The following is a 20,559-nucleotide window of genomic DNA, read 5'->3' on the forward strand; positions in this document are numbered from 1 at the left end:
TATCTCCTTAACGAAAGAACTTTCACAGCTTTGTTTTAGATTTAAGTATAATACACCTTTTTACTAAGATGGCATGTAAGCTATTGTGGCTTGACATTCAAATGTAAGCGCTGTATCCTATTTGTATAGAGATCGTGACTAATGCGATTAGGCGAGACTATAAACAGTTTTAGACTGTTTTAGTCTCGTTTTTATTAGGAGAGAAAAAATGCAATATAAAGTAACGAAAGTCTTTAACAACAATCTCATATTTTCTAAGAATGAATTAGGTCATGATATTGTTTTAAAAGGAGCTGGTATTGGTTTTCAAAAGCATAAGGATGATCTTGTTGATGGTAATAGGATTGAACATATCTTTGTATTGAAAGATGATGATGTCAGTAATAAACTTACTCAATTATTGAAACAGATTCCTGATGAATATTTAAGCGTTGTTGATGAGATTAAGACATTTGCCCAAGAGAAGCTCCATAAGACACTAAGTGATAATATTTATATTACTCTTACGGATCATATATATTTTGCGAAACAGAGGCTAAGTGAAGGTTTAATCTTTCAAAATCAGCTACTGTGGGAAATTAAAAGATTTTATAAGACTGAATATGATGTTGCATTAGAAGCTATACATCTTATCAATCGAGATCTCCATATTCATCTTCCTGATGAAGAAGCAAGCTTTATTGCATTACATATTATTAATGCTGAAATAGGAGGCAAGGAAATACAGTCAGCTGTAGACATAACACAGCTCATCAAACAAATTGTTCAGATTGTTCAATATCAACTCAAAATACAGTTTGATGAAGATTCTCTATCATATACAAGATTCATTTTACATCTCAAGTTCTTTGCTCAACGTGTATTAATGAAGCAAAAATTTGATGATGATGTAGAATTTCTCTATGAACAAGTACATGCTAAAATGCCTGATGCATTTAATTGCGCATTAAAAATATATGATTTTGTTGAAAAAAAATATAAGTATGAAGTCTCGAAAAGTGAGATTGTTTATCTCACCATACATATTAATAGAATTTATACAAGCGAGCATTAATTGAGCAACAAGATTGTGACTGCGTAAGAGCAGGCAAGACTTAAAATATATCTATTTTAAGGAGGCGTCACTATGACAAACAAAGATCTCGCAAAGACAATATTAAAGGAGGTGGGTGGAAAGAGTAATGTTATTACTTATTCGCATTGTTCTACTAGATTAAGGTTTGACTTAAAAGATGTGAATAAAGTAAACCAAAAAACACTGGAGAATACTGAGGGTGTACTTTCTGTTATGGAAGTAGCTGGTCAAACACAGGTTGTTCTTGGTAGCAACGTCCAGTATGTCTATGATGAACTTGTTTCACTCTTTCCATTAAATGGAGAAACTGCTCCAAAAAGCGAAAACAAGAAAGGCTTTTGGGGAACAGCTCTTGAACTTATTTCAAGTTTATTTACTCCCCTCATTGATACTTTAATTGGAGCTGGTATTTTAAAAGGCTTATTAAGTGTTTTAACGGCTACAAAGCTCCTTACAACTGATAGTGGGACTTATCAAATTCTTAATGCTGCTGCCGATAGTTTGTATTATTTCTTACCAGTTGTTATTGCAATTACATGTTCAAAGCGTTTGAAAACAAATCTCTTTGTATCTGTAACAATTGCTGGAGCATTGCTCTATCCAAATTTAACAGCCTTATATGACGCTGGAAAGTCTATCAGTTTCTTAGGTATTCCAGTACATTTAACAGCTTTTAAATCAAGTGTATTCCCTATTATATTTGCGATTGTTTTCTTATCATTTGTTGAAAAGGGATTAAAGAAAATACTACCTGATCAAATTAGAAGTAGGCTTGCTCCTTTCTTCTCATTGTTGATTGTTGTACCAGTAACAATTATTATCTTTGGTCCAGTTGGTTCTTTCTTGTCTTCAACAATTGCGAATTTCTATATGACACTTTATAGTTTTAATAAGATTGTTGCAGGTGGCTTTATTGGTGCTATTGCACAAGTATTGGTTGTCTTTGGTATTCATTGGGGATTATTCCCTATTATCTTCTCGAATGTTGAGAAGTTTGGCTACGATACAATCTTAGCTGTATTTGGGCCATCTATTATCGCACAGTCAGGTGCAGCTTTAGGTGTTTACCTTAAGACAAAGGATGCAAAATTGAAACAAGTAGCTTCTCCTGCAGCTATCATGGGCTTCTTTGGAATTTCTGAACCAGCCATCTATGGTATTACGCTTAAATATCGTAAAGCTTTCCTTTGTGCCATTATTGGTGGTGGTATCGGTGGTGCTATCGCCGGTGGAGCAGGTGCACGTGCAATGGCTGTAGCTGTTGCGTCCGTACCAACATTCCCTGCATACTTCGGTACAGGATTCGTTGGCTTCTTAGTTGGTTATTTCTCTGCCTTCCTTATTTCAGCAGTTCTAACATATTTCTTTGGCTTTAATGATAGTATGATTCCTGAAGAGGAAAAAACAGCTGAAAATAACACGCCTGGTACCTTAGAACTTCATGCTCCTGTTTCAGGACAGATTATGCCTTTAAGTGATGTAAAAGATCCAGCTTTCTCTAGTGGATCTCTTGGTAGCGGCTTTGCGATAATGCCTACAGATCACAACGTCTATGCCCCTGTTTCAGGCACTATTTCCGTTGTCTTCCCTACAAAGCATGCCTATGGTATTACTACAAAAAATAACGAAGAAATCCTTATTCATATAGGTATTGATACAGTAAAACTAAATGGTCAGTATTTTACTTCGCATGTAAAGCAAGGAGATATTGTTATTGCAGGGGACTTACTCGCAACTGTTGATTTTAATAAAGTGAAGGAAGCAGGATATGATCCATCTGTTATTGTTGTTGATACATCAAATAAGAAATCAATAAAACTGCTAAACAAAGAGGACAAGATTACACAAAATAGTATCATTGCTGAAATTGGAGCAATGTAATATGCTTGAAGTCAACAATATTCCCTTCTATAAAGATACAAACCTGCTCTTTAAACGTATACCTCATACAGATAAACTACATATTCTTGATCCAACAGTTATTGAAAAAGTGAAAAAGAGTGGTTTTATTCTTGAAACTGATATTTCTCAAGATAATCAGTCAATAGACGCCTTAGCTTTAAGGCAAACAATGGGTTCACCTAACAATGATATAACAAGCACTCCAATAAAAATAGAAACTCGACTCATTCCTTTAAAAGACCGCCAGATTCCAATTAGGATTTTTAAACCTAACACTCCAACAAGCCATATGATTATCTTTATTCATGGTGGCGGTTATATTGGTGGAAGTTCATGTGTTTCGACAAATCCATGTAAATATCTATGTGAATGCGCACAAGCAATGGTTGTGTCAATTGACTATCGTCTTGCCCCTGAAGCTCCTTTCCCAGCTGCCTATAATGATTGTAAAGAAGTCACACAATGGCTTTTAGGCCATCTTGAATTATGGCAAATTGATTCCAAACATGTTGCTATATGTGGTGAAAGTGCTGGTGGTGCACTTGCTTTAGCCATTAGTGCTACAGAGTTAGGAAAGTCCATCGCCTTAACCATCCCTATCTATGCAGCTCTTGATGTCAACAACAATAAACAACTCAATTACTGGTCATATGATCATTATCCAGTCATTGAGACACAAAAAGATTATATGAAGACAAGACTCAATAGATTCATTCTACTTAATGACTTAATGGTACATCTCTATGCCTATCATGTACATGACTACTGTGATGAACGCTTGTCTCCCCTCTATACAAAGCATTTACAGAATATTTCCCATGTTCTTCTTATTGAAGCAGAATATGATTATTACCGGCTATCAAATGATCAATTTGCGAAAAGATTAATCGATCATCATATTCCTTGTACACTTGTTCGTTATCAAGGTATGGATCATGGTTTCTTTGATCGTATTGGCACCTGCGTTCAAACAAAGGACTGTATAGAAACCATAGCTCTCTATTTTCAACAATTATTATAATCATTCCACGTAATATATAATTCCAATGAAAAACAGTCTCAATCTCTTAAATAGAGATGGGACTGTTTTCAATTATAATGCTGCACACATATCTTTGACATAATTATAAACTGCATTTTCAACATCCTGGTCTTGATTCGCAATAATATTGACAATGCCACTGCCGACAATAACACCATCCGCAAAACTTGCCATTTCCTTGGCTTGTTCTGGATTATGAATACCAAACCCTACTGCTACAGGTGTTTGCGTGATATCTTTAATGCTTTCAACAATATCGGGAAGATTGAGGGCAAAAGCAGCGTTAGAGCGTGTACCTGTAACCCCCATTGATGATACAAGATAGATAAATCCTTCTGCTTCCTGGGCAATCATTTTGACACGTTCTTTTGATGTTGGGGCAATCATGGATATCAGGCTTACACCATATTGTCTACAGACATCGCTGACTTCCTTAGCTTCTTCATAGGGAAGATCAGGAATAATAATACCATCAATAGCAACTTCCTGGCATTTCTTAAAGAATGCATCATAACCATAATGAAAGACAACATTTAAATATGTCATGAAACATAATGGAATATCAATACCTTCTTCTCTGATTTCTTTAACCATGGCCATAACATTATCTGTATGAACATCATTTTTTAATGCACGAACATTCGCATTTTGAATTGTTGGTCCTTCAGCAATAGGATCACTGAAAGGTATGCCTATTTCTATCAGTGATGCCCCTGCTTCTGTTATTTTATGAATATAGCGTTTGGTTTGATCTAGGGTTGGATCACCTGCTGTTAAGAAAGCGATAAAGGCTTTTTTATCTTTAAAAGCATTTTGTATTCTATTCATAGATTTCTTTCCCCCTATATCTTGCGATTGCGGCTACATCTTTATCTCCTCGACCAGACAGACAAACAATAATAATCTGGTCTTTACGCATACTTCCGGCAATCTTCTTGGCATATGCCACTGCATGAGCACTTTCAATAGCACAAATGATGCCTTCTGTCTTTGCGAGATATTCAAATGCATCAACTGCTTCATCATCTGTAATGCCGACATAGCTGGCACGCTTAGTTGCTGCGAGATAGGCATGTTCTGGACCTATACCAGGATAATCCAGGCCTGCTGAGATGGAGTAGACAGGAGCAATCTGACCATATTGATCCTGACAGAAGAGTGATTTCATACCATGGAAAACACCAATCGATCCAGTGTTAATAGTAGCGGCTGTTTCTGGCGTATCAATGCCCTTGCCGGCTGCTTCACAGCCAATGAGCTGGACATCTTGATCAGGAATGAAGTTGTAGAAAGTACCCATGGCATTGCTTCCTCCGCCAACACAGGCCATGACAATATCAGGAAGCTTGCCTTCTTTTTCAAGAATCTGTGCACGTGCTTCTTTAGAGATTACAGATTGGAAATCTCTTACCATCATAGGGAATGGATGGGGACCCATCACAGAGCCTAGGCAATAGAGTGTATCATCCACACGTTTTGTCCATTCACGCATACATTCGTTGACTGCATCTTTGAGGGTCATTGTACCTGTCGTAACAGGATGAACATGAGCACCTAAGAGTTCCATACGATAAACATTAAGAGCCTGACGATCTGTATCGACCTTTCCCATAAAGATATCACACTCTAAATCAAGAAGAGCGGCTGCTGTAGCTGTTGCCACGCCATGCTGTCCCGCGCCAGTTTCAGCAATCAAGCGTTTCTTGCCCATCTTTTTGGCCATTAAAGCCTGACCTAGGACATTGTTGATTTTATGGGAACCAGTATGATTTAAATCTTCTCTTTTAAGATATATCTTTGCCCCACCTAAATCTTCACTCATTTTCTTTGCATAATAGAGTAATGAAGGTCTTCCCGCATATTCTTTCAGTAATGTATTCAATTCTTCATTAAATGCTGGATCATTCTTATAAAACTCATATGCTTCTTCTACTTTATGTATCTCATTCATCAGGGTTTCAGGAATATACTGTCCCCCAAATTCACCATATCTACCTTTAGCCATTTCTAACACTCCTAATCACTTCTTTAATCAAAGTTTCATTCTTTACACCTTGCTTTTCAACACCACTTGATATATCTAAGGCATAAACATTTGTTTTTAATGCTTCTTGGATATTATTCTTGGATATTCCCCCAGCTAGAAAGATGGGATGATTAAGTTCTTGTATTTGACTCCAGTCAAAGCTTTGCCCACTTCCAGGCTGCACACCATCCAAGAGATAATAATTCACATCATAGCTTTTCATTTCATCTTTACCAACACGGATGGCCTTGATAATAGGCACATCAACGACTTCTTTAAGCTGCTTGATATAACGTTCATCTTCTTGTCCATGAAGTTGTATAAGATCAATAATATGGTCTTGCACAACTTCGCTGATGAAAGTAATTGGTGCATTCACAAATACACCAACAGCCTGAATATCAGGATCAAGTAGTTGTTTGAGCTTTTTGGCTTTTTCTTTTGTCACCTGTCTTGTACTTTTCGCAAAGACAAAACCGATATAATCTGGTTTATATTTATTGACATAAGTTATATCTTCTTCTCTAAAAAGACCACATATCTTAATTTTCACCTTTTAACCTCTTCAACATAGCACCTTTATCACGAGCTCTCATAAGAGTTTCTCCAATCAGTACACCATTCACATGATGCTCTTCAAGTTCCACAATCTGACTTCTCTCTTGAATACCGCTCTCACTCACAAACAACACATCTTCAGGTATCATATTCAGGAAACGTAATGAATGATGAATATCAACACTAAAATCTCTTAAGTCTCGATTATTCACCCCAATAATTCTTGCCTTAGCTTTAATAGCTTTTTGGAGCTGTTCTTCATCACGTGCTTCAACCAAGGCATCTAAGCCAAGTTCATGACATATGGATAAATAGTGCTTGAGTTGTTCTAACGTCAATATGCCACTAATCAATAATACCGCACTTGCTTTCGCAATCTTTGCTTGATAAATCATATATTCATCAATTATGAAATCTTTTCTTAATGTAGGTATACTAACCTCTTCACTAATCTCCTTAAGATAACTCAGATGACCTTGAAAATAATCCGGTTCAGTAAGAACTGATATGGCATGAGCACCAATATCTTCATATTCTTTCGCAATTTTTAAATAATCAAAGTCTTGCGCAATCACCCCTTTTGAAGGTGAGGCTTTCTTGACTTCACATATATAGGAAAGAGCAGGCTCTTTGAGTGTGTTATATAAACGAAAATGTGATTTGGGAAGTTTATAAGCCTGCTCTTTCACTTCTTCTAAAGGGACCAACTGCTTCTCCCTTTGTATTCTTTTTTCAGTACTTCTTACAATCTCATCAATAATCATATCTTTCATCCATTACTTGCTTTAATATATTCTTCTAGTTTTTGTAAGGCTTGCCCATTATCAATAAGCATTGCTGCTTTTTGTATTCCCTGGGAAATATCATCAGCCTCGCCACCTACATAAAGAGCAGCTCCTGCATTTAAGAGAACGGCATTGCGCTTTGTTCCTTGAATTTCACCACTTAGAATACCTCTTGTAATAACTGCATTCTCTTTCGCATCACCGCCTACTAATTCTTCCTTTTGACCACGTACTAAGCCCAAGTCTTCTGGCTGAATTGTTGTTGTGCGGTAATAGCCATCTTTAAGTTCACATACAGTCGTTGGAGCACTTACTGAAATCTCATCAAGCTTGTCCTGACCATAAACTACGAGGGCTCTTTTTACACCTAGCTTATCAAGTACTTTCGCAATAGGTTCAACAAGATATTCATCATAAACCCCAAGCAAGAACATTGTTGGCTTCGCAGGGTTAGTAATTGGTCCAAGAATATTAAATACTGTTCTAAATCCTAATTCTTTTCGAATTGGGCCAACATATTTCATAGCTGAATGATATTGCTGGGCAAAGAGGAAACATAGCCCGACATCTTTCAACATTTGGTTGGCTTTAATAGGATCCTGATGGATATTTACGCCAAGAGCTTCCTGTACGTCCGCTGTTCCTGAAAGTGATGAAGCAGCTCTATTGCCATGTTTCGCCACTTTAATACCACTTGCCGCAATCACAAAGGCACTTGTCGTTGAAATGTTGAAGGAATGGGCACCATCGCCTCCTGTTCCTACAATTTCTAAGACATCAAAGTCTGGATGTTCTACAGGTGTGGCGAGTTCACGCATGGCTGCAGCACAACCTGATATTTCTTCGATGGTTTCGGCTTTTGTAGATTTTGTACTTAATGCGGCAAGAAAGGCAGCATTCTGTGTTGGTGTTGATTGTCCACGCATGATTTCATTCATCACCTGATAGGCTTCTTCATATGTAAGATCGCCTTTATTCACAATTTTCTCTATAGCTTCTTTAATCATAACTTGTCTCCTTTAAGAAATTCTTGATCATTTTTTCACCCTTACTTGTCAGGATGGATTCGGGATGGAATTGCAGGCCATAGATGGGATAATCCTGATGCTTGATAGCCATGATGGCACCATCATCACTACGGCCAATAATCTGTAATATATCCGGCCAGTTATTCTCACTACCAGCTAGTGAATGATATCTTCCCACAACTGTTCTTTCACTTACTCCTTGAAAAATAGGTGAAGTCGTATCAATTGTTATTGTTGAAGATTTTCCATGCATTAACTTTGGCGCATAGTCCACTGTTCCGCCAAAACTTTCGATAATTGCCTGATGACCTAAACATATACCTAGCATCGGAAAGTCTTTTTGGCATTTTTGAATAAGCTCTTCACAAATACCAGCATCTTCTGGTCTTCCTGGACCTGGTGAAATGATGATGGCACGTGGCTTTAAGCTCTTGATGTCTTCAACGCTTTTTTCATCATTTCTGATTACAACGATCTCATGATCAAATTGACCAATAAGCTGATAAAGGTTATAAGTAAATGAATCATAATTATCAATAAGTACAATCATACATCAATACCTCCATTTGCCTCTTTCAACGCTTCAATAACAGCAGCAGCTTTATTAAAGCATTCCTGATATTCATTATTACCAACACTATCAGCCACAATCCCCGCTCCTGAACATACATAGAGTTTACTTGCTTTCTTATAAGCAAGACGAATACCAATACATGTATCCATATTACCCGTTAAATCTAGATAGCCAATGGCACCGCCATAAATACCTCTTTTGACACCCTCAAGTTCACTAATAATATTGACAGCACGAATTTTAGGTGCCCCGGAAAGTGTTCCAGCAGGCAAGGTGTGTTCTAAGGCATCAAGAGCGTCTCTATCTTTCGTTAGCTTACCAGAGACTTTCGAGGCAATATGTATGACTTTAGAAAACTTCAGTACTTCTTTATAGCTATCAACATTAACACTGCCTATTTCTGAAATACTGCCTAGATCATTTCTTCCTAAATCCACCAACATATTATGTTCTGCAAGTTCTTTTTCATCATGAAGCAGATCATCAATCAATCTTTCGTCTTCTTCATCATTTCTGCCTCTTGGTCTTGTCCCAGCGATTGGGAAACTTGAAACAATTCCATCTTCTAATTTCACCATTGTTTCAGGTGAAGCCCCAGCCACTTCAAGTGTCTGAGAATGGAAATAAAACATGTAGGGTGAAGGATTTGTGGTTCTTAGAATGCGGTAGGTATCAAGAAGGGAGCCACTGCACTTTGCTTCAAGACGATTAGCTAATACGGCTTGAAAGATATCCCCTTCAATAATATGTTTCTTTACTATTTCGACCTTTGCACAATATTCTTCTCTTGAGAACTGTGGTGTAAATGCACTTTTTAGGCGAAGTGGTTCTTCAAACTTCATTTCTGTATGTTTAATGATATTTTCTATTTCAAGAATACGTTCACATTTTTTGTGGTAATCTTCTTCTATATTGTCTGTTTCAACATTAACAATGATGGATATCTTTTGTTTATAGTGATCAAAGCAGATGATTTCATCAAAGAACATCAAATCCACATCCTTAAAATGCGTATCATCTTTTTCAACAAGTTTAAGTGCCTTTTCATGATATTTCGCATAGTCATAGCTAAAAAAGCCGACTAGCCCTCCCGTAAGTGTTGGGAAATGTGCTAATTTCATACTTTTATGATGATTCATGAACTGGCGTATATACTTTGTTGGATCTTTACGGCCTTCATCAAAGCCATCAAAAGTTAAACGATAATTATTACAAGTAATCTCATGTTTTGGATGAAAGCCAATGAATGAATATTGTCCCCATTGATTACTATGCTCATTACTTTCAAGAATGAAACAGTGGTCCGTGATACTACGTAATTTTTTTAGGACCATTATAGGTGTAAAGAAGTCACTATAGATTTCTTTTCTAAGTGGGATATATCGATATCCTGTCACGTCCATCTTTGTCATATCTTCTAAGCTTGGTTCAAACATACACCTGTGTCCTCCTATAAAAAAACGCCCTTAAGGAATAATCCTCAAGGACGATAAAAATCGTTTAGCCACCTTGTCATGTATAATCATGATTCCATCAAATCACTGGCTACTAACGTAAGCCCTACGTCAAAGAATTTCCTCTTCGCCCTCAGTGGCCCATTTAATAGACTGCCATTACCTATCTCTCAGCAACGATAAGCTCTCTGTGAATACATCTTCTATTTTTACTTCCACCTCACTGGTTTAGACACATTCTATAAATCTCGTTCACTAAAGTCAACAACATAACAAGCATTTGTCTTGTTTTCCAAATTATTCTATTATTATTTGTTTATTTCATAATTATTCTTATTAAAAAAGAGAAACTACTGTTTCTCTTCAATAATATGTCTTGCGACTAAGATACCATTTGCGCCAGCTTGAGCTAAACCTCTTGTTAGACCTGCCCCATCACCAGCAACATAGAGATGATCAATCTCTGTTTCAAAACCTGGGCGGACTTTTGGTCTTGCAGAATAGAATTTTGCTTCAACACCATAGAGAAGCGTATGGTCATTCGCAATACCAGGTGTCACATGATCAAGTGCTTCAATCATTTCAATAATGGATTTCATTGTATTATAAGGTAATACTAAACCTAAATCACCTGGTACAGCTTCTGGCAATGTTGGTATTGTATAGCCTTCTTTGATACGTTTTGTTGTACTGCGACGACCTCTTTTAATATCACCATAGCGTTGTACGATAACTGAACCATTAGAGAGCTTGTTGGCAAGTTTCGCAATCGCATGGGCAAATTCATTAGGCTGATTAAAAGGTTCACTGAATTGATGTGAGACAAGCAAGGCAAAGTTTGTATTATGGGAACCAAGTTTAGGATCATGATAGCTATGACCATTTGCCATCATTGTCCCTTCATGGTTTTCTATGACAACATGTCCACTTGGATTAGAACAGAATGTTCTGACCTTAGTTCCAACAGATGTATTATATATAAACTTCCCTTCATATAAGTTTTCATTAATTTCATCCATAACAACATTGCTTGTTTCCACACGTACACCAATATCAACCTGATTATTATACATCTTAATATCATGCTGGCTGAGAATATGATCAAGCCAGGTTGCACCATCACGACCAGGGGCAAGCAATACATCATTGGCATAAAGCTTATCCCCCTTTTCAAGCTCAACACCAACAACTTTATTATCTTCCACGATAATATCTTTGACAGCAGTTTTAAAACGCATATCGATATGTTTTTTGAGTTCTTCACTCATTTCTGTCATAATCCTTAGGTTTTCTTCCGTGCCTAAGTGACGTACCTTAGCACGAAGCAATTTTAATCCAACAGCATAACCTCGTCTCTCAATTTCCCGGATTTTATCGGTTGTAGGATCAGTGATGTCTTTTGTCGCTCCATGCTTTAAATAAAGCTCATCAACATACTTAATCACATCCACAACCTCATCATCAGGCAGATAGTCCGTTAACCAGCCACCAAACTCACTAGTTATATTGAACTTCCCATCAGAATACGCACCAGCACCACCAAAACCACATGTAATTGAACAAGCAGGTAAACAACCTGGCTGTTCTTCTTTAATCTCAGGACAACGCTTAATCTTTTTATCTTTGATTGGACAATGACGATACATAACATCATGCCCCTTATCCACAAGTAATACCTTTAATTCAGGTTTCTTCAAATACAATTCATAACAAGCCATAATCCCAGCAGGACCAGCTCCAACTACAATCACATCATATTGATTCATATTATACCTCTCTTTCGGACAAACCATCTTATTCTACCATACATACGTTTAAATTTGAAACTCTTTTTGTGAACTTATACGTCTCTTTCGTGTAAAGTTTTGTATAATAGAATCATCATAAGGAGATTATTATGGAGTTGACAATGCTTGGTACGGGAAGTGCCTTAGTAACGGAATGTTTTAATACATGTTATGTGTTTGAAGAGAATGATCAATACTTTCTTGTCGATGGAGGAGGCGGCAACGAGATACTCAAACGTCTTAAAGACAACAATATCGATTATCGAAATATTCATGACATCATGATTACCCATAAACATATTGATCATTTACTTGGTATCATCTGGATTATGCGTCTGATTCTTCAAAAAATGCTTTCAGGAGAATATGAAGGCGAAGCTTATATCTATGGCCATGATGAAGTAATCGCATTACTAAATGATTTCGCAAACAAGCTTTTTACCGCCAAACAGACAAGTCTAATTGATGAACGGTTGCATCTTGTCGTTGTAACGAACGGTGAAAAGAAAACTATTATTGGTCATGAAGTGACCTTCTTTGATATTCATTCCACAAAAGCTAAACAGTTTGGTTATATGATGAAGCTAGATGAAGGGTATCTCGTATGTTGTGGTGATGAACCATTGAATGAACGTAATGCCTCATATGTAAATAATGCGAAATGGCTTTTACATGAAGCCTTCTGTCTTTACAAAGACAAGGAAATCTATAAGCCCTATGAGAAACATCATTCTACAGTTAAGGATGCAGCTATGATTGCACAAAAATATCATGTTGAAAACTTATTGTTGTATCATACAGAAGATGATCATATTATTGTCCGCAAAGAAATCTATCGTGATGAAGCGAAACAGTATTATTCAGGAAGATTATATATTCCTGATGATAACGAAACAATTATCCTATAAAAAAGTGTAGCAGGATTAACCTACTACACCTTTTATAGTTTATGGAATACTGGCTGCATATGATCAAAGGTTGTGATTTCTTCAAAGCCTATTTCATCTTTTAGTATCGCATAGGCATCTTTGATATGATCAGCGAGATATTTTGTCGAATGGGCATCTGAGCCAACAGTAATTATCTTGCCTCCAAGATCCTTATAAAGCTTAAGAATCTTGCGGCTAGGCTGTGTGTCCGCAAGGCCATAGTGCCATGAAGATGTATTGACTTCAATACCTTTATTATCATGAATAGCCTGTTTTAAGATTTCCGCAATGATATCTTCAAGCTTTTCAAATGGATAGACACCATTCTTGTCATAACGAACAAGTAAGTCTAAGTGGGCAAGAACGGAATAATTCTTGAAGAGTTTCATTGTCTTAAGAATTTCACGATAATATTCTTCATTATATTCTTGTTGGGTTTTACCAGCCTGGAAATCCTGTGTCCAGAATTCTAAGTTATTGACCTGATGCATGGAGAAAAGCACAAAGTCTAACTGATCCTGATAATGATTATAAAGCTTCTTGTAGTCATCAACAGTAATTGACTGAATGCCAAATTCTAAGCCTGATCGAATGGTGATATCTTTGCTATAAGTTACACGCATTCTTAAGAGTTTAGCGAAGTATTCTGGGTAGTTGACATTGGCAAGGGGATCCATTTCATCCTTGCTTGAAGAAATGCCATCGCCCCCACGCCATTCAACCCCTCTTGGGTCATCCCAGTCGCGTTTAATACCATAGTCGACATGATCAGTAAAACATATTTCATTTAAGCCTAAAGAGATGGCTTGTTGGATTTGGTTATCCATAGGTTCTCTTGAGTCATCTGAGAATTCACTATGAAGGTGATAATCTGCATACATATTTATTTCCTCCTTAAGTTAAAAATAAAGCAACAATAATAGGAATGGTGATAATGGAAATAATTGTGGTGATAAAGACGGACTTGGCTGCCAATTCATTATTGCCCCCATATAAGTTAGTAAAGAGAACGGCAGAGTTGCCTACAGGCATAGCTATACAGATCAGTGTTACACCTAATATGAGTGGGTCTTTAATAAAGCTTGATAGGAGATAGTAGGCAATAATGGGCAAAACAAGCTGTTTAAGAATGGTATAGGGATAGAGTCTCAATTCATCAAAAACAGTCTTAAAAGGAATACGGGCAAGAGTTGCGCCAATAATCATCATGGCTAAAGGTAGGTGTTGTAATATCGCCTACGGTTGTCAGCGTATGGGTGATAATATGGGGGAGATGAATATGGGCAAGATAGATGATTAAGGCAAGTAGACATGAATAGGTTGCAGGTGAGAGAATCTTTTGCCAGGTGACATCGATCTTTGCTTCACTGCCCATATTAATAATATAGAGTCCATAAGTATAGACGGACATATTGAAGACCATGTTGAAGACGGTTGTATAAAAGATAGAAGCATTGCCAAAAATACTCTTCATGACTGGAAAACCGATAAAACCGATATTAGAAAAGGTGGTCATAAAGACATAAAGACCCATATCTTGTTTGGGAACTTTTAATATATTCGCTATGACATATCCAGCAACTGGTAATAGTAAGAATGTCGCAATCGCAATCAAGAAGACATAGCCAACTGTTGAAAGTGATGCGTATTTAGTGATGGAAAGTGAATTGCCGACAACCATACAAGGAATGGTGACATAGAGGACAAGTTTGTTGAGATTATTGTTGAATGTATTATCAATGATATGAATTTTATAAAGAAAATAGCCTAGAAAGAGGAGGATAAAGAGTTCAGCCATCTGACTGACGATCACTTGCATACTCATAACTATTCGTCTTTTAAAATACTTGCCCCATTTGTCTCAATCACTTCTTTGTACCAATTATAAGATTTCTTTTTACTTCTTTTATATGTTCCATGGCCATAATCATCGACATCGACATAAATAAAGCCATAACGCTTACTCATCTGATTAGTAGAATTGGAAATAAGGTCAATTGGGGCCCATGTTGTATAGCCCATGAGATCTACACCGTCATCGTGAATTGCATGCCACATTTGGATGATATGGGATTGAAGATAATCTATACGATAATCATCGTTGATTGTACCATCTGCTTCAACGACATCCTTTGCACCTAACCCATTCTCTACGACGAAGAGTGGTTTACGATAACGATCAGCCAAGTCAATAAGAGAGATACGTAAACCAATAGGATCAATCTGCCAGCCCCAGTCACTTGAAGGAATATAGGGATTCTTAATTGCGGTAACGGTATTGCCAGTTGTCATTTCTAAGCCATTGTTGTTGTGAGCGACACAGCTTGATGAATAATAAGAGAAACTGATGAAATCGACTGGATAAGCTTTCATGATTTTAAGATCTTCATCTGTCATTTTAATATGCCAGCCCTTATTCCTATATTTCGTTAGTAAGTATTTTGGATATTCACCAAATACCTGTGTATCACTATAACAATAAATACTTCTCATGCGTTCTCTTTCTTCCAGGACATCTTCAGGTTTACAGCTATAGGGATAATAAGTAAGCTTTGTCAACATGCAGCCAACCTTGGCATCAGGAATATTCTCATGCGTTATTTTGACAGCTAGTGCACTTGCGACAAACTGGTGATGCATGGCTTGATATTCGACTTCTTCAAATTCTTCTTTTTTGAATCGTGATTCAATAAGTCCACCGGTCATAAAGGGATGACGGATGATTGAATCAACTTCATTGAATGTCAGCCAGTATTTGACTTTAGAAGCATAACGTTTTGTAATGACATCGACATAATGGACAAAGAAGTCAATAACTTTACGGTTATACCAGCCATTATATTCTGTCGCAATAGCTAGTGGTGGTTCATAATGTGACATTGTGACCAAAGGCTGCATATTGTATTTGAGGCATTCATCAAATACCGCGTCATAGAATTTCAAGCCTTCTTCATTAGGCTCTAATTCATCGCCACGGGGGAATATTCGGCTCCAGGCAATGGACATACGGTAAACCTTGAAACCCATCCCTGCGAGTAGCTTGATATCTTCTTTATAATGATGATAGAAATCAATACCATGTCTTTTTGGATAATAGACTTCATCATCAGTAGCCATAGCTTCTTTAATATCTTCATCCGTAATATCAGTAAGCCCATGTACATCTAGTAATTCTTTCATGCTTTTGGGATCAGTGAATTTAGCAACATCGGATACTGATGGTCCTTTGCCACCTTCTTTCCATCCACCTTCAAATTGGTTGGCAGCCGTAGCACCACCCCATAAAAATCCTTCAGGAAATTGATTCATACAAAAATACCTCCATGTCTTTTATTATAATGAAAGAGGGACTAGATATGATCTTTTTTCATAATTCGCAAAAAAAGCCATGTGTTTCCACATGACTAAATATCTTCTATAACACCCATAAGTTCAAGAATACGATTAAGATCTTTGACATCCGTATATTTTATTGTGATAGCCTTATCTTCGACCTTTACACGTGTTCCATATTTCTTACGAATTAATCCTTCAGCATAAGTATACTGTGCATTCTTTTCTTTTTTAGGCGCATTTTTTCGTGCTTGAGAGAGTTTTACACCTTTGACAATATCTTCTACCTGGCGAACACTTAAGCCTTCGTCAATCGTTCTTTTCGCAATCTTCAGGGCTGTTTCTTCTTTAAGGCCGATTAATGGTCTTACATGTCCCATTGATAATGTTCCATCAAGGACATATTGTTGTAGTTGTTCGGGCATATTGAGCAAGCGCAAAGTATTAGCCACATGTGCTCTTGATTTTCCAACTCTTTTAGCGAGTTCTTCCTGTGTAAGATTGAGTTTCTCCATCATTGCTTTATAAGCCTGAGCTTCTTCAATCGCATTCAGATCTTCACGCTGTATGTTTTCAAGCAGCGCAATTTCCATCATCTGATCATCAGTAAACTCTACGATAATAGCTGGAATTTCCTTCAATCCTGCAATTTTGCTGGCACGCCATCTTCTTTCACCGGCAACAATATCATAACCCTGGATGGACTTCTTTAAGAGAATCGGCTGGAAGACGCCATGTTCTTTAATCGAAGCCGCTAATTCATTAAGTGCTTCTTCATCAAAATATTTTCTAGGCTGATAAGGATTAGGACGTATCTCATCTACCGCAATCATATTTTGGGCCATTTCAGGTGCTTTCTTTTCAATTGCATCAATCATGCTTGTCAAATCAGTACCTGTTGTTCCATTTTGGAAGATTGCATCAAGACCCTTCCCTAATCCACTCTTCTTCTTAGGCATTTCTCTTCACCACTTCCTTTGCCAGCTGATTATAGGCCTTCGCTCCACCTGAACGTGGATCATAGTCAAATATATCGAGACCTTCGGAAGGTGCTTCAGATAGCTTAATATTTCTAGGAATAACAGTGTCGTAGACTTTTTCTTTGAAATACTTACGTACTTCCTGTGTGACTTCAACACCTAAGTTTGTACGATTATCCAACATTGTAAGGAGAACACCTTCTATTGTAAGATCCTTATTAAAGACAGATTGTGTCAATAAGATTGTATTTAATAACTGTGTTAAACCTTCAAGTGCATAATATTCACATTGTACAGGGATGAGTACTGAGTTAGCTGCTGTTAAAGCATTTGTGTTCAACAGACCTAATGCAGGAGGACAATCAATGATAATATATTCATAGTTTTCACGTGCATTTCGCAAAGCATCTTTTAAACGCTGTTCACGGCCATGTGTGACTGTTGAGAGCTGCACTTCTACACCTGCTAAATCAATACTTGCAGGCGCAATGTCTAAATTTGGTACATTCGTAGGGATGATGACATCTTCAATAGGTATTTGGTCAATAAGCACATCATATGTAGAACGTTCTAAAGCACCACGGTTAACACCAATACCCTGAGTAGCATTTGCCTGAGGGTCAACATCAATCAACAAGACCTTCTTTTTCATATATGCGAGCGCGGCACAAAGATTAACACTTGTCGTGGTTTTACCAACCCCACCTTTTTGATTTGTGATTGCGATTACTTTTCCCATTGTTTTACCTCCATTCTAAAAGGAGGTTTACTCCTTTTATCGTTCTATTCTCATGCCTACTTTTTCCCCAAGTAAGACTTTTGTTTCATTATTGTTCTTCGAATTTCTCATAATATCATCATCTACTTTAAGAATACCCTGTTTGAATAATAATACAATAGTACTTCCACCAAACTCAAAATATCCTTTTTCATCACCACGTTTAAAAGTAGTAATTGGATGATTGGTAATCTTCCCTACCATCATAGCACCAACTTCCATCATCACAACATCATCAAAATGTAATGTATGAAGTAAGCTATAATTACGGCTATTTGTCTTATAGATTGGATAATAATCATTAGCGACAGGATTAACAGTATGAAAGACACCAGGTATATAATGATCTTCTTCTTTCCATCCATCATCAAAGAAATGATAACGGTGATAATCATCGACAGTTAATCTAAAGATCAGTGCTTGTCCACCTTTAAATGTATCACTAATTGATGGAGACATGAAGAGGTCATCTAATTTATATTGTGTATTTTTTATGGTAAGAATGGTATTGGTATCAATTGGATGTACTGAAAGTTTCCCATCACATGGTGATATTAAGATATTATCATCTTGAATGATTGTTCTTTGATTTTCTTTAATTTTTCGAGTAAAGAAATCATTAAAATCATGATAGTCTTTGTCTTCATATTGGCTCATGTCAATATGATTCTGCTTAATAAACTTCTTAATACGACCTTTAGAAAGTGCTGATGACATATAAATACCACCACACTTCGTTACAAAAGGAAGAGTCATCACCTTAAGTGCTCCTCTTCCGATTACTGATCCATATAGCTTTTTTAAGAATATATCTTGTGATTCATTATAGTTAAACTTTGAACCATCTCTTAATAATATACTCATTAACGTCCCATCCTTACATATCCATTTATGACTAATACTGCTAGTAAGATTGCTCCAGCACCAATCATCGCTAAGATACCTTTTAAGCCTGGTTTAGGCACTTTGAAGTCAAGGACAAATAAGAAACCAACAACACCTAACCCAAAGAAATAGATTTGTTGGACAACATGAATAGGGAACCATACAGTCAAACAATAAATCATTGGGAATATTAAAGATGATGATGTTACTGGTAAACCCTGATAGAACTTTCTTTTTTCTGATGTTTGTTGCTGTCTTGTTTCTTCAACAACATTAAAATATCCTAAACGAATTACGGCACCTAAGACATAAATCGCAAAGAGCAGGAAGCACCAAGGTTCAGTAAATCCCATACTATATGCAATTAAAGATGGAAATACACCAAAAGATACAAGATCTACCAATGAATCTATCTGTATCCCAAACTTCTTTTCTTCAACTGTACGATCCTTCTTACTTCTTGCAACAATACCATCAAAAGAATCAAAGAAGCCGCACATCATAAGACAAAATAATGCTAATACATAATTCTGTGAAAATGCGAAATGTGTTCCTAATAAGGCACTTAATAAACTCATATATGTTAGGATAACTGTATAATTATAGAAACCAATCATATATTCTCTCCTCTTCACTCATAACAATGGCATTATATCACGATTGATTTTATTTTTATAGTCTTATATGAATTGCAATGAATATACAATATATTTTTAATTTTCTTTATTTTCATACTGCCTCTATGTTAGTGTGTATAGGAGGTGAAGAAAATGAGTACATTATTTCATAAAGTATCTTTCAATCAATTTGCATTAGCTTACAAGAATAAAGACTTAGAAAGTATCTACAAAGATATTAAACTCCCACAAAGAGCAACCAAAGGTTCGGCAGGATACGATTTCTTTGCGCCATTTGACTTCTCTTTAAAGCCAAATGAAACAATCACAATTCCTACAGGAATTCGTTGTGAAATGAGTGAAAATCTCGTACTAATGATTTTTCCAAGAAGTGGACTAGGATTTAAATATCGTTTACAGTTAAATAACACTGTAGGTATTATTGATTCAGATTACTTCCATTCAGATAATGAAGGCCATATCTTTATCAAAATAACGAACGATACAAATGAAGATAAAGTTATTGTTGTAAAAAAAGGACAAGGATTTGCCCAAGGTATAATTATGCAATATTTCCTTACTGATGACGATGATGCATCAGCGATAAGAAATGGTGGATTTGGATCCACGACCAAATAAATGAACTTTGGAATGGCACTAGCCATTCCTTTTATTTTATGCAAAAGAAAAAGGACCTTCCGGTCCTTTGCCTACCTGGCAGAGCGCTATTGTCGCACTTGCGCACTATCGTCGCCGCTGCGGCGCTTAACTTCTGTGTTCGGGATGGGTACAGGTGTGCCCGCCGC

21 protein-coding genes and 1 rRNA gene are annotated in these 20,559 nt (G+C 36.8%); 5 read left to right on the plus strand and 17 right to left on the minus strand.

Going from position 1 to position 20,559, the window contains the following annotated elements; genetic code table 11:
• The first annotated feature begins 208 nt into the window (after positions 1-208).
• The 3 genes from licT to FYJ79_RS06110 all read left to right on the plus strand — a co-directional run bounded on the left by licT (position 209) and on the right by FYJ79_RS06110 (position 3,998).
• A complete protein-coding gene (gene licT / locus FYJ79_RS06100) occupies positions 209-1,054 on the plus strand; it encodes a BglG family transcription antiterminator LicT (RefSeq protein ID WP_154515469.1) in 846 nt (281 codons plus the stop codon).
• Positions 1,055-1,126: 72 nt separating this feature from the next.
• Positions 1,127-2,956: a beta-glucoside-specific PTS transporter subunit IIABC gene (locus FYJ79_RS06105; protein ID WP_154515472.1), complete on the plus strand. Its 1,830-nt coding sequence runs from the start codon at positions 1,127-1,129 to the stop codon at positions 2,954-2,956.
• A gap of 1 nt (position 2,957) precedes the next feature.
• Complete coding sequence (locus tag FYJ79_RS06110; RefSeq protein ID WP_154515475.1) at positions 2,958-3,998, plus strand: alpha/beta hydrolase; 1,041 nt, start codon at positions 2,958-2,960, stop codon at positions 3,996-3,998.
• 72 nt (positions 3,999-4,070) lie between these two features.
• On the opposite strand, the gene trpA is transcribed toward FYJ79_RS06110, so the two are convergent.
• From trpA to FYJ79_RS06145, 8 genes are all read right to left on the minus strand, one after another.
• Positions 4,071-4,847 (minus strand): tryptophan synthase subunit alpha, encoded by a 777-nt coding sequence (gene trpA / locus FYJ79_RS06115; protein ID WP_154515478.1) that lies wholly within the window; start codon positions 4,845-4,847, stop codon positions 4,071-4,073.
• Positions 4,840-6,024, minus strand: a complete 1,185-nt coding sequence (trpB, locus tag FYJ79_RS06120; protein WP_033163188.1) for a tryptophan synthase subunit beta — start codon at positions 6,022-6,024, stop codon at positions 4,840-4,842. Before trpB ends, trpA begins: the two co-directional genes overlap by 8 nt.
• A complete protein-coding gene (locus FYJ79_RS12420; RefSeq protein ID WP_326803447.1) occupies positions 6,017-6,598 on the minus strand; it encodes a phosphoribosylanthranilate isomerase in 582 nt (193 codons plus the stop codon). Before FYJ79_RS12420 ends, trpB begins: the two co-directional genes overlap by 8 nt.
• Positions 6,588-7,376, minus strand: coding sequence for an indole-3-glycerol phosphate synthase TrpC (trpC, locus tag FYJ79_RS12425; RefSeq protein WP_229771354.1), 789 nt, complete (start codon positions 7,374-7,376; stop codon positions 6,588-6,590). The genes FYJ79_RS12420 and trpC overlap by 11 nt, the downstream gene beginning before the upstream one ends.
• Positions 7,373-8,395 carry an anthranilate phosphoribosyltransferase gene (gene trpD / locus FYJ79_RS06130; protein WP_154515481.1) on the minus strand — a complete coding sequence of 341 codons (1,023 nt, stop codon included), beginning with the start codon at positions 8,393-8,395 and terminating at the stop codon, positions 7,373-7,375. Before trpD ends, trpC begins: the two co-directional genes overlap by 4 nt.
• Positions 8,388-8,966: an anthranilate synthase component II gene (locus tag FYJ79_RS06135; RefSeq protein ID WP_154515484.1), complete on the minus strand. Its 579-nt coding sequence runs from the start codon at positions 8,964-8,966 to the stop codon at positions 8,388-8,390. Before FYJ79_RS06135 ends, trpD begins: the two co-directional genes overlap by 8 nt.
• Positions 8,963-10,426: an anthranilate synthase component I family protein gene (locus FYJ79_RS06140; RefSeq protein ID WP_154515487.1), complete on the minus strand. Its 1,464-nt coding sequence runs from the start codon at positions 10,424-10,426 to the stop codon at positions 8,963-8,965. Before FYJ79_RS06140 ends, FYJ79_RS06135 begins: the two co-directional genes overlap by 4 nt.
• Positions 10,427-10,794: 368 nt before the next feature.
• Positions 10,795-12,210: an NAD(P)/FAD-dependent oxidoreductase gene (locus FYJ79_RS06145; RefSeq protein WP_033163183.1), complete on the minus strand. Its 1,416-nt coding sequence runs from the start codon at positions 12,208-12,210 to the stop codon at positions 10,795-10,797.
• A gap of 131 nt (positions 12,211-12,341) precedes the next feature.
• Between FYJ79_RS06145 and FYJ79_RS06150 the strand changes: the two genes are divergently transcribed.
• Entirely contained in the window at positions 12,342-13,139 is a 798-nt protein-coding gene (locus FYJ79_RS06150) for an MBL fold metallo-hydrolase (RefSeq protein ID WP_154515490.1), read from the plus strand.
• A gap of 32 nt (positions 13,140-13,171) precedes the next feature.
• Here FYJ79_RS06150 and FYJ79_RS06155 read toward each other — a convergent pair whose 3' ends face one another.
• The 8 genes from FYJ79_RS06155 to FYJ79_RS06190 all read right to left on the minus strand — a co-directional run bounded on the left by FYJ79_RS06155 (position 13,172) and on the right by FYJ79_RS06190 (position 19,753).
• Complete coding sequence (locus FYJ79_RS06155; RefSeq protein WP_154515493.1) at positions 13,172-14,041, minus strand: histidinol-phosphatase HisJ family protein; 870 nt, start codon at positions 14,039-14,041, stop codon at positions 13,172-13,174.
• Between the two features lie 13 nt (positions 14,042-14,054).
• Positions 14,055-14,369 carry an AEC family transporter gene (locus FYJ79_RS06160; RefSeq protein ID WP_154515496.1) on the minus strand — a complete coding sequence of 105 codons (315 nt, stop codon included), beginning with the start codon at positions 14,367-14,369 and terminating at the stop codon, positions 14,055-14,057.
• Positions 14,329-14,985, minus strand: coding sequence for an AEC family transporter (locus FYJ79_RS06165; protein ID WP_154515499.1), 657 nt, complete (start codon positions 14,983-14,985; stop codon positions 14,329-14,331). Before FYJ79_RS06165 ends, FYJ79_RS06160 begins: the two co-directional genes overlap by 41 nt.
• Positions 14,986-14,987: 2 nt before the next feature.
• A complete protein-coding gene (locus FYJ79_RS06170) occupies positions 14,988-16,469 on the minus strand; it encodes a glycoside hydrolase family 1 protein (RefSeq protein ID WP_154515501.1) in 1,482 nt (493 codons plus the stop codon).
• 95 nt (positions 16,470-16,564) lie between these two features.
• Entirely contained in the window at positions 16,565-17,452 is an 888-nt protein-coding gene (locus tag FYJ79_RS06175; RefSeq protein ID WP_154515504.1) for a ParB/RepB/Spo0J family partition protein, read from the minus strand.
• The gene (locus FYJ79_RS06180) at positions 17,445-18,212 is read right to left on the minus strand and encodes a ParA family protein (protein ID WP_154515507.1); all 768 of its coding nucleotides are present in this window, start codon (positions 18,210-18,212) and stop codon (positions 17,445-17,447) included. The genes FYJ79_RS06175 and FYJ79_RS06180 overlap by 8 nt, the downstream gene beginning before the upstream one ends.
• Positions 18,213-18,248: 36 nt before the next feature.
• Positions 18,249-19,115: a phosphatidylserine decarboxylase gene (locus tag FYJ79_RS06185; protein ID WP_154515510.1), complete on the minus strand. Its 867-nt coding sequence runs from the start codon at positions 19,113-19,115 to the stop codon at positions 18,249-18,251.
• The gene (locus FYJ79_RS06190) at positions 19,115-19,753 is read right to left on the minus strand and encodes a CDP-alcohol phosphatidyltransferase family protein (RefSeq protein ID WP_154515513.1); all 639 of its coding nucleotides are present in this window, start codon (positions 19,751-19,753) and stop codon (positions 19,115-19,117) included. Before FYJ79_RS06190 ends, FYJ79_RS06185 begins: the two co-directional genes overlap by 1 nt.
• A gap of 153 nt (positions 19,754-19,906) precedes the next feature.
• On the opposite strand from FYJ79_RS06190, the gene FYJ79_RS06195 reads away from it, so the two are divergent.
• Complete coding sequence (locus FYJ79_RS06195; protein ID WP_154515516.1) at positions 19,907-20,392, plus strand: dUTP diphosphatase; 486 nt, start codon at positions 19,907-19,909, stop codon at positions 20,390-20,392.
• A 73-nt stretch (positions 20,393-20,465) separates the two neighbouring features.
• Here FYJ79_RS06195 and rrf read toward each other — a convergent pair.
• Positions 20,466-20,559: ribosomal RNA gene (gene rrf / locus FYJ79_RS06200) — 5S ribosomal RNA — on the minus strand; the annotation flags it as partial.

Source organism: Sharpea porci, from assembly GCF_009695655.1.
GTDB lineage: Bacteria > Bacillota_I > Bacilli_A > Erysipelotrichales > Coprobacillaceae > Sharpea > Sharpea porci.

Coding starts and splice junctions, on each gene's coding strand:
- FYJ79_RS06180 (WP_154515507.1), bottom strand. CDS start 18,212: ATGGGAAAAGTAATCGCAATCACAAATCAAAAAGGTGGGGTTGGTAAA.
- FYJ79_RS06145 (WP_033163183.1), bottom strand. CDS start 12,210: ATGAATCAATATGATGTGATTGTAGTTGGAGCTGGTCCTGCTGGGATT.
- FYJ79_RS06165 (WP_154515499.1), bottom strand. CDS start 14,985: ATGAGTATGCAAGTGATCGTCAGTCAGATGGCTGAACTCTTTATCCTC.
- FYJ79_RS06175 (WP_154515504.1), bottom strand. CDS start 17,452: ATGCCTAAGAAGAAGAGTGGATTAGGGAAGGGTCTTGATGCAATCTTC.
- FYJ79_RS06160 (WP_154515496.1), bottom strand. CDS start 14,369: ATGATGATTATTGGCGCAACTCTTGCCCGTATTCCTTTTAAGACTGTT.
- FYJ79_RS06105 (WP_154515472.1), top strand. CDS start 1,127: ATGACAAACAAAGATCTCGCAAAGACAATATTAAAGGAGGTGGGTGGA.
- trpD (WP_154515481.1), bottom strand. CDS start 8,395: ATGATTAAAGAAGCTATAGAGAAAATTGTGAATAAAGGCGATCTTACA.
- FYJ79_RS06135 (WP_154515484.1), bottom strand. CDS start 8,966: ATGATTGTACTTATTGATAATTATGATTCATTTACTTATAACCTTTAT.
- FYJ79_RS06140 (WP_154515487.1), bottom strand. CDS start 10,426: ATGTTTGAACCAAGCTTAGAAGATATGACAAAGATGGACGTGACAGGA.
- FYJ79_RS06150 (WP_154515490.1), top strand. CDS start 12,342: ATGGAGTTGACAATGCTTGGTACGGGAAGTGCCTTAGTAACGGAATGT.
- trpA (WP_154515478.1), bottom strand. CDS start 4,847: ATGAATAGAATACAAAATGCTTTTAAAGATAAAAAAGCCTTTATCGCT.
- FYJ79_RS06110 (WP_154515475.1), top strand. CDS start 2,958: ATGCTTGAAGTCAACAATATTCCCTTCTATAAAGATACAAACCTGCTC.
- FYJ79_RS06185 (WP_154515510.1), bottom strand. CDS start 19,115: ATGAGTATATTATTAAGAGATGGTTCAAAGTTTAACTATAATGAATCA.
- FYJ79_RS06195 (WP_154515516.1), top strand. CDS start 19,907: ATGAGTACATTATTTCATAAAGTATCTTTCAATCAATTTGCATTAGCT.
- trpC (WP_229771354.1), bottom strand. CDS start 7,376: ATGAAAGATATGATTATTGATGAGATTGTAAGAAGTACTGAAAAAAGA.
- FYJ79_RS06170 (WP_154515501.1), bottom strand. CDS start 16,469: ATGAATCAATTTCCTGAAGGATTTTTATGGGGTGGTGCTACGGCTGCC.
- FYJ79_RS06190 (WP_154515513.1), bottom strand. CDS start 19,753: ATGATTGGTTTCTATAATTATACAGTTATCCTAACATATATGAGTTTA.
- trpB (WP_033163188.1), bottom strand. CDS start 6,024: ATGGCTAAAGGTAGATATGGTGAATTTGGGGGACAGTATATTCCTGAA.
- licT (WP_154515469.1), top strand. CDS start 209: ATGCAATATAAAGTAACGAAAGTCTTTAACAACAATCTCATATTTTCT.
- FYJ79_RS06155 (WP_154515493.1), bottom strand. CDS start 14,041: ATGTATGCAGATTATCACCTTCATAGTGAATTCTCAGATGACTCAAGA.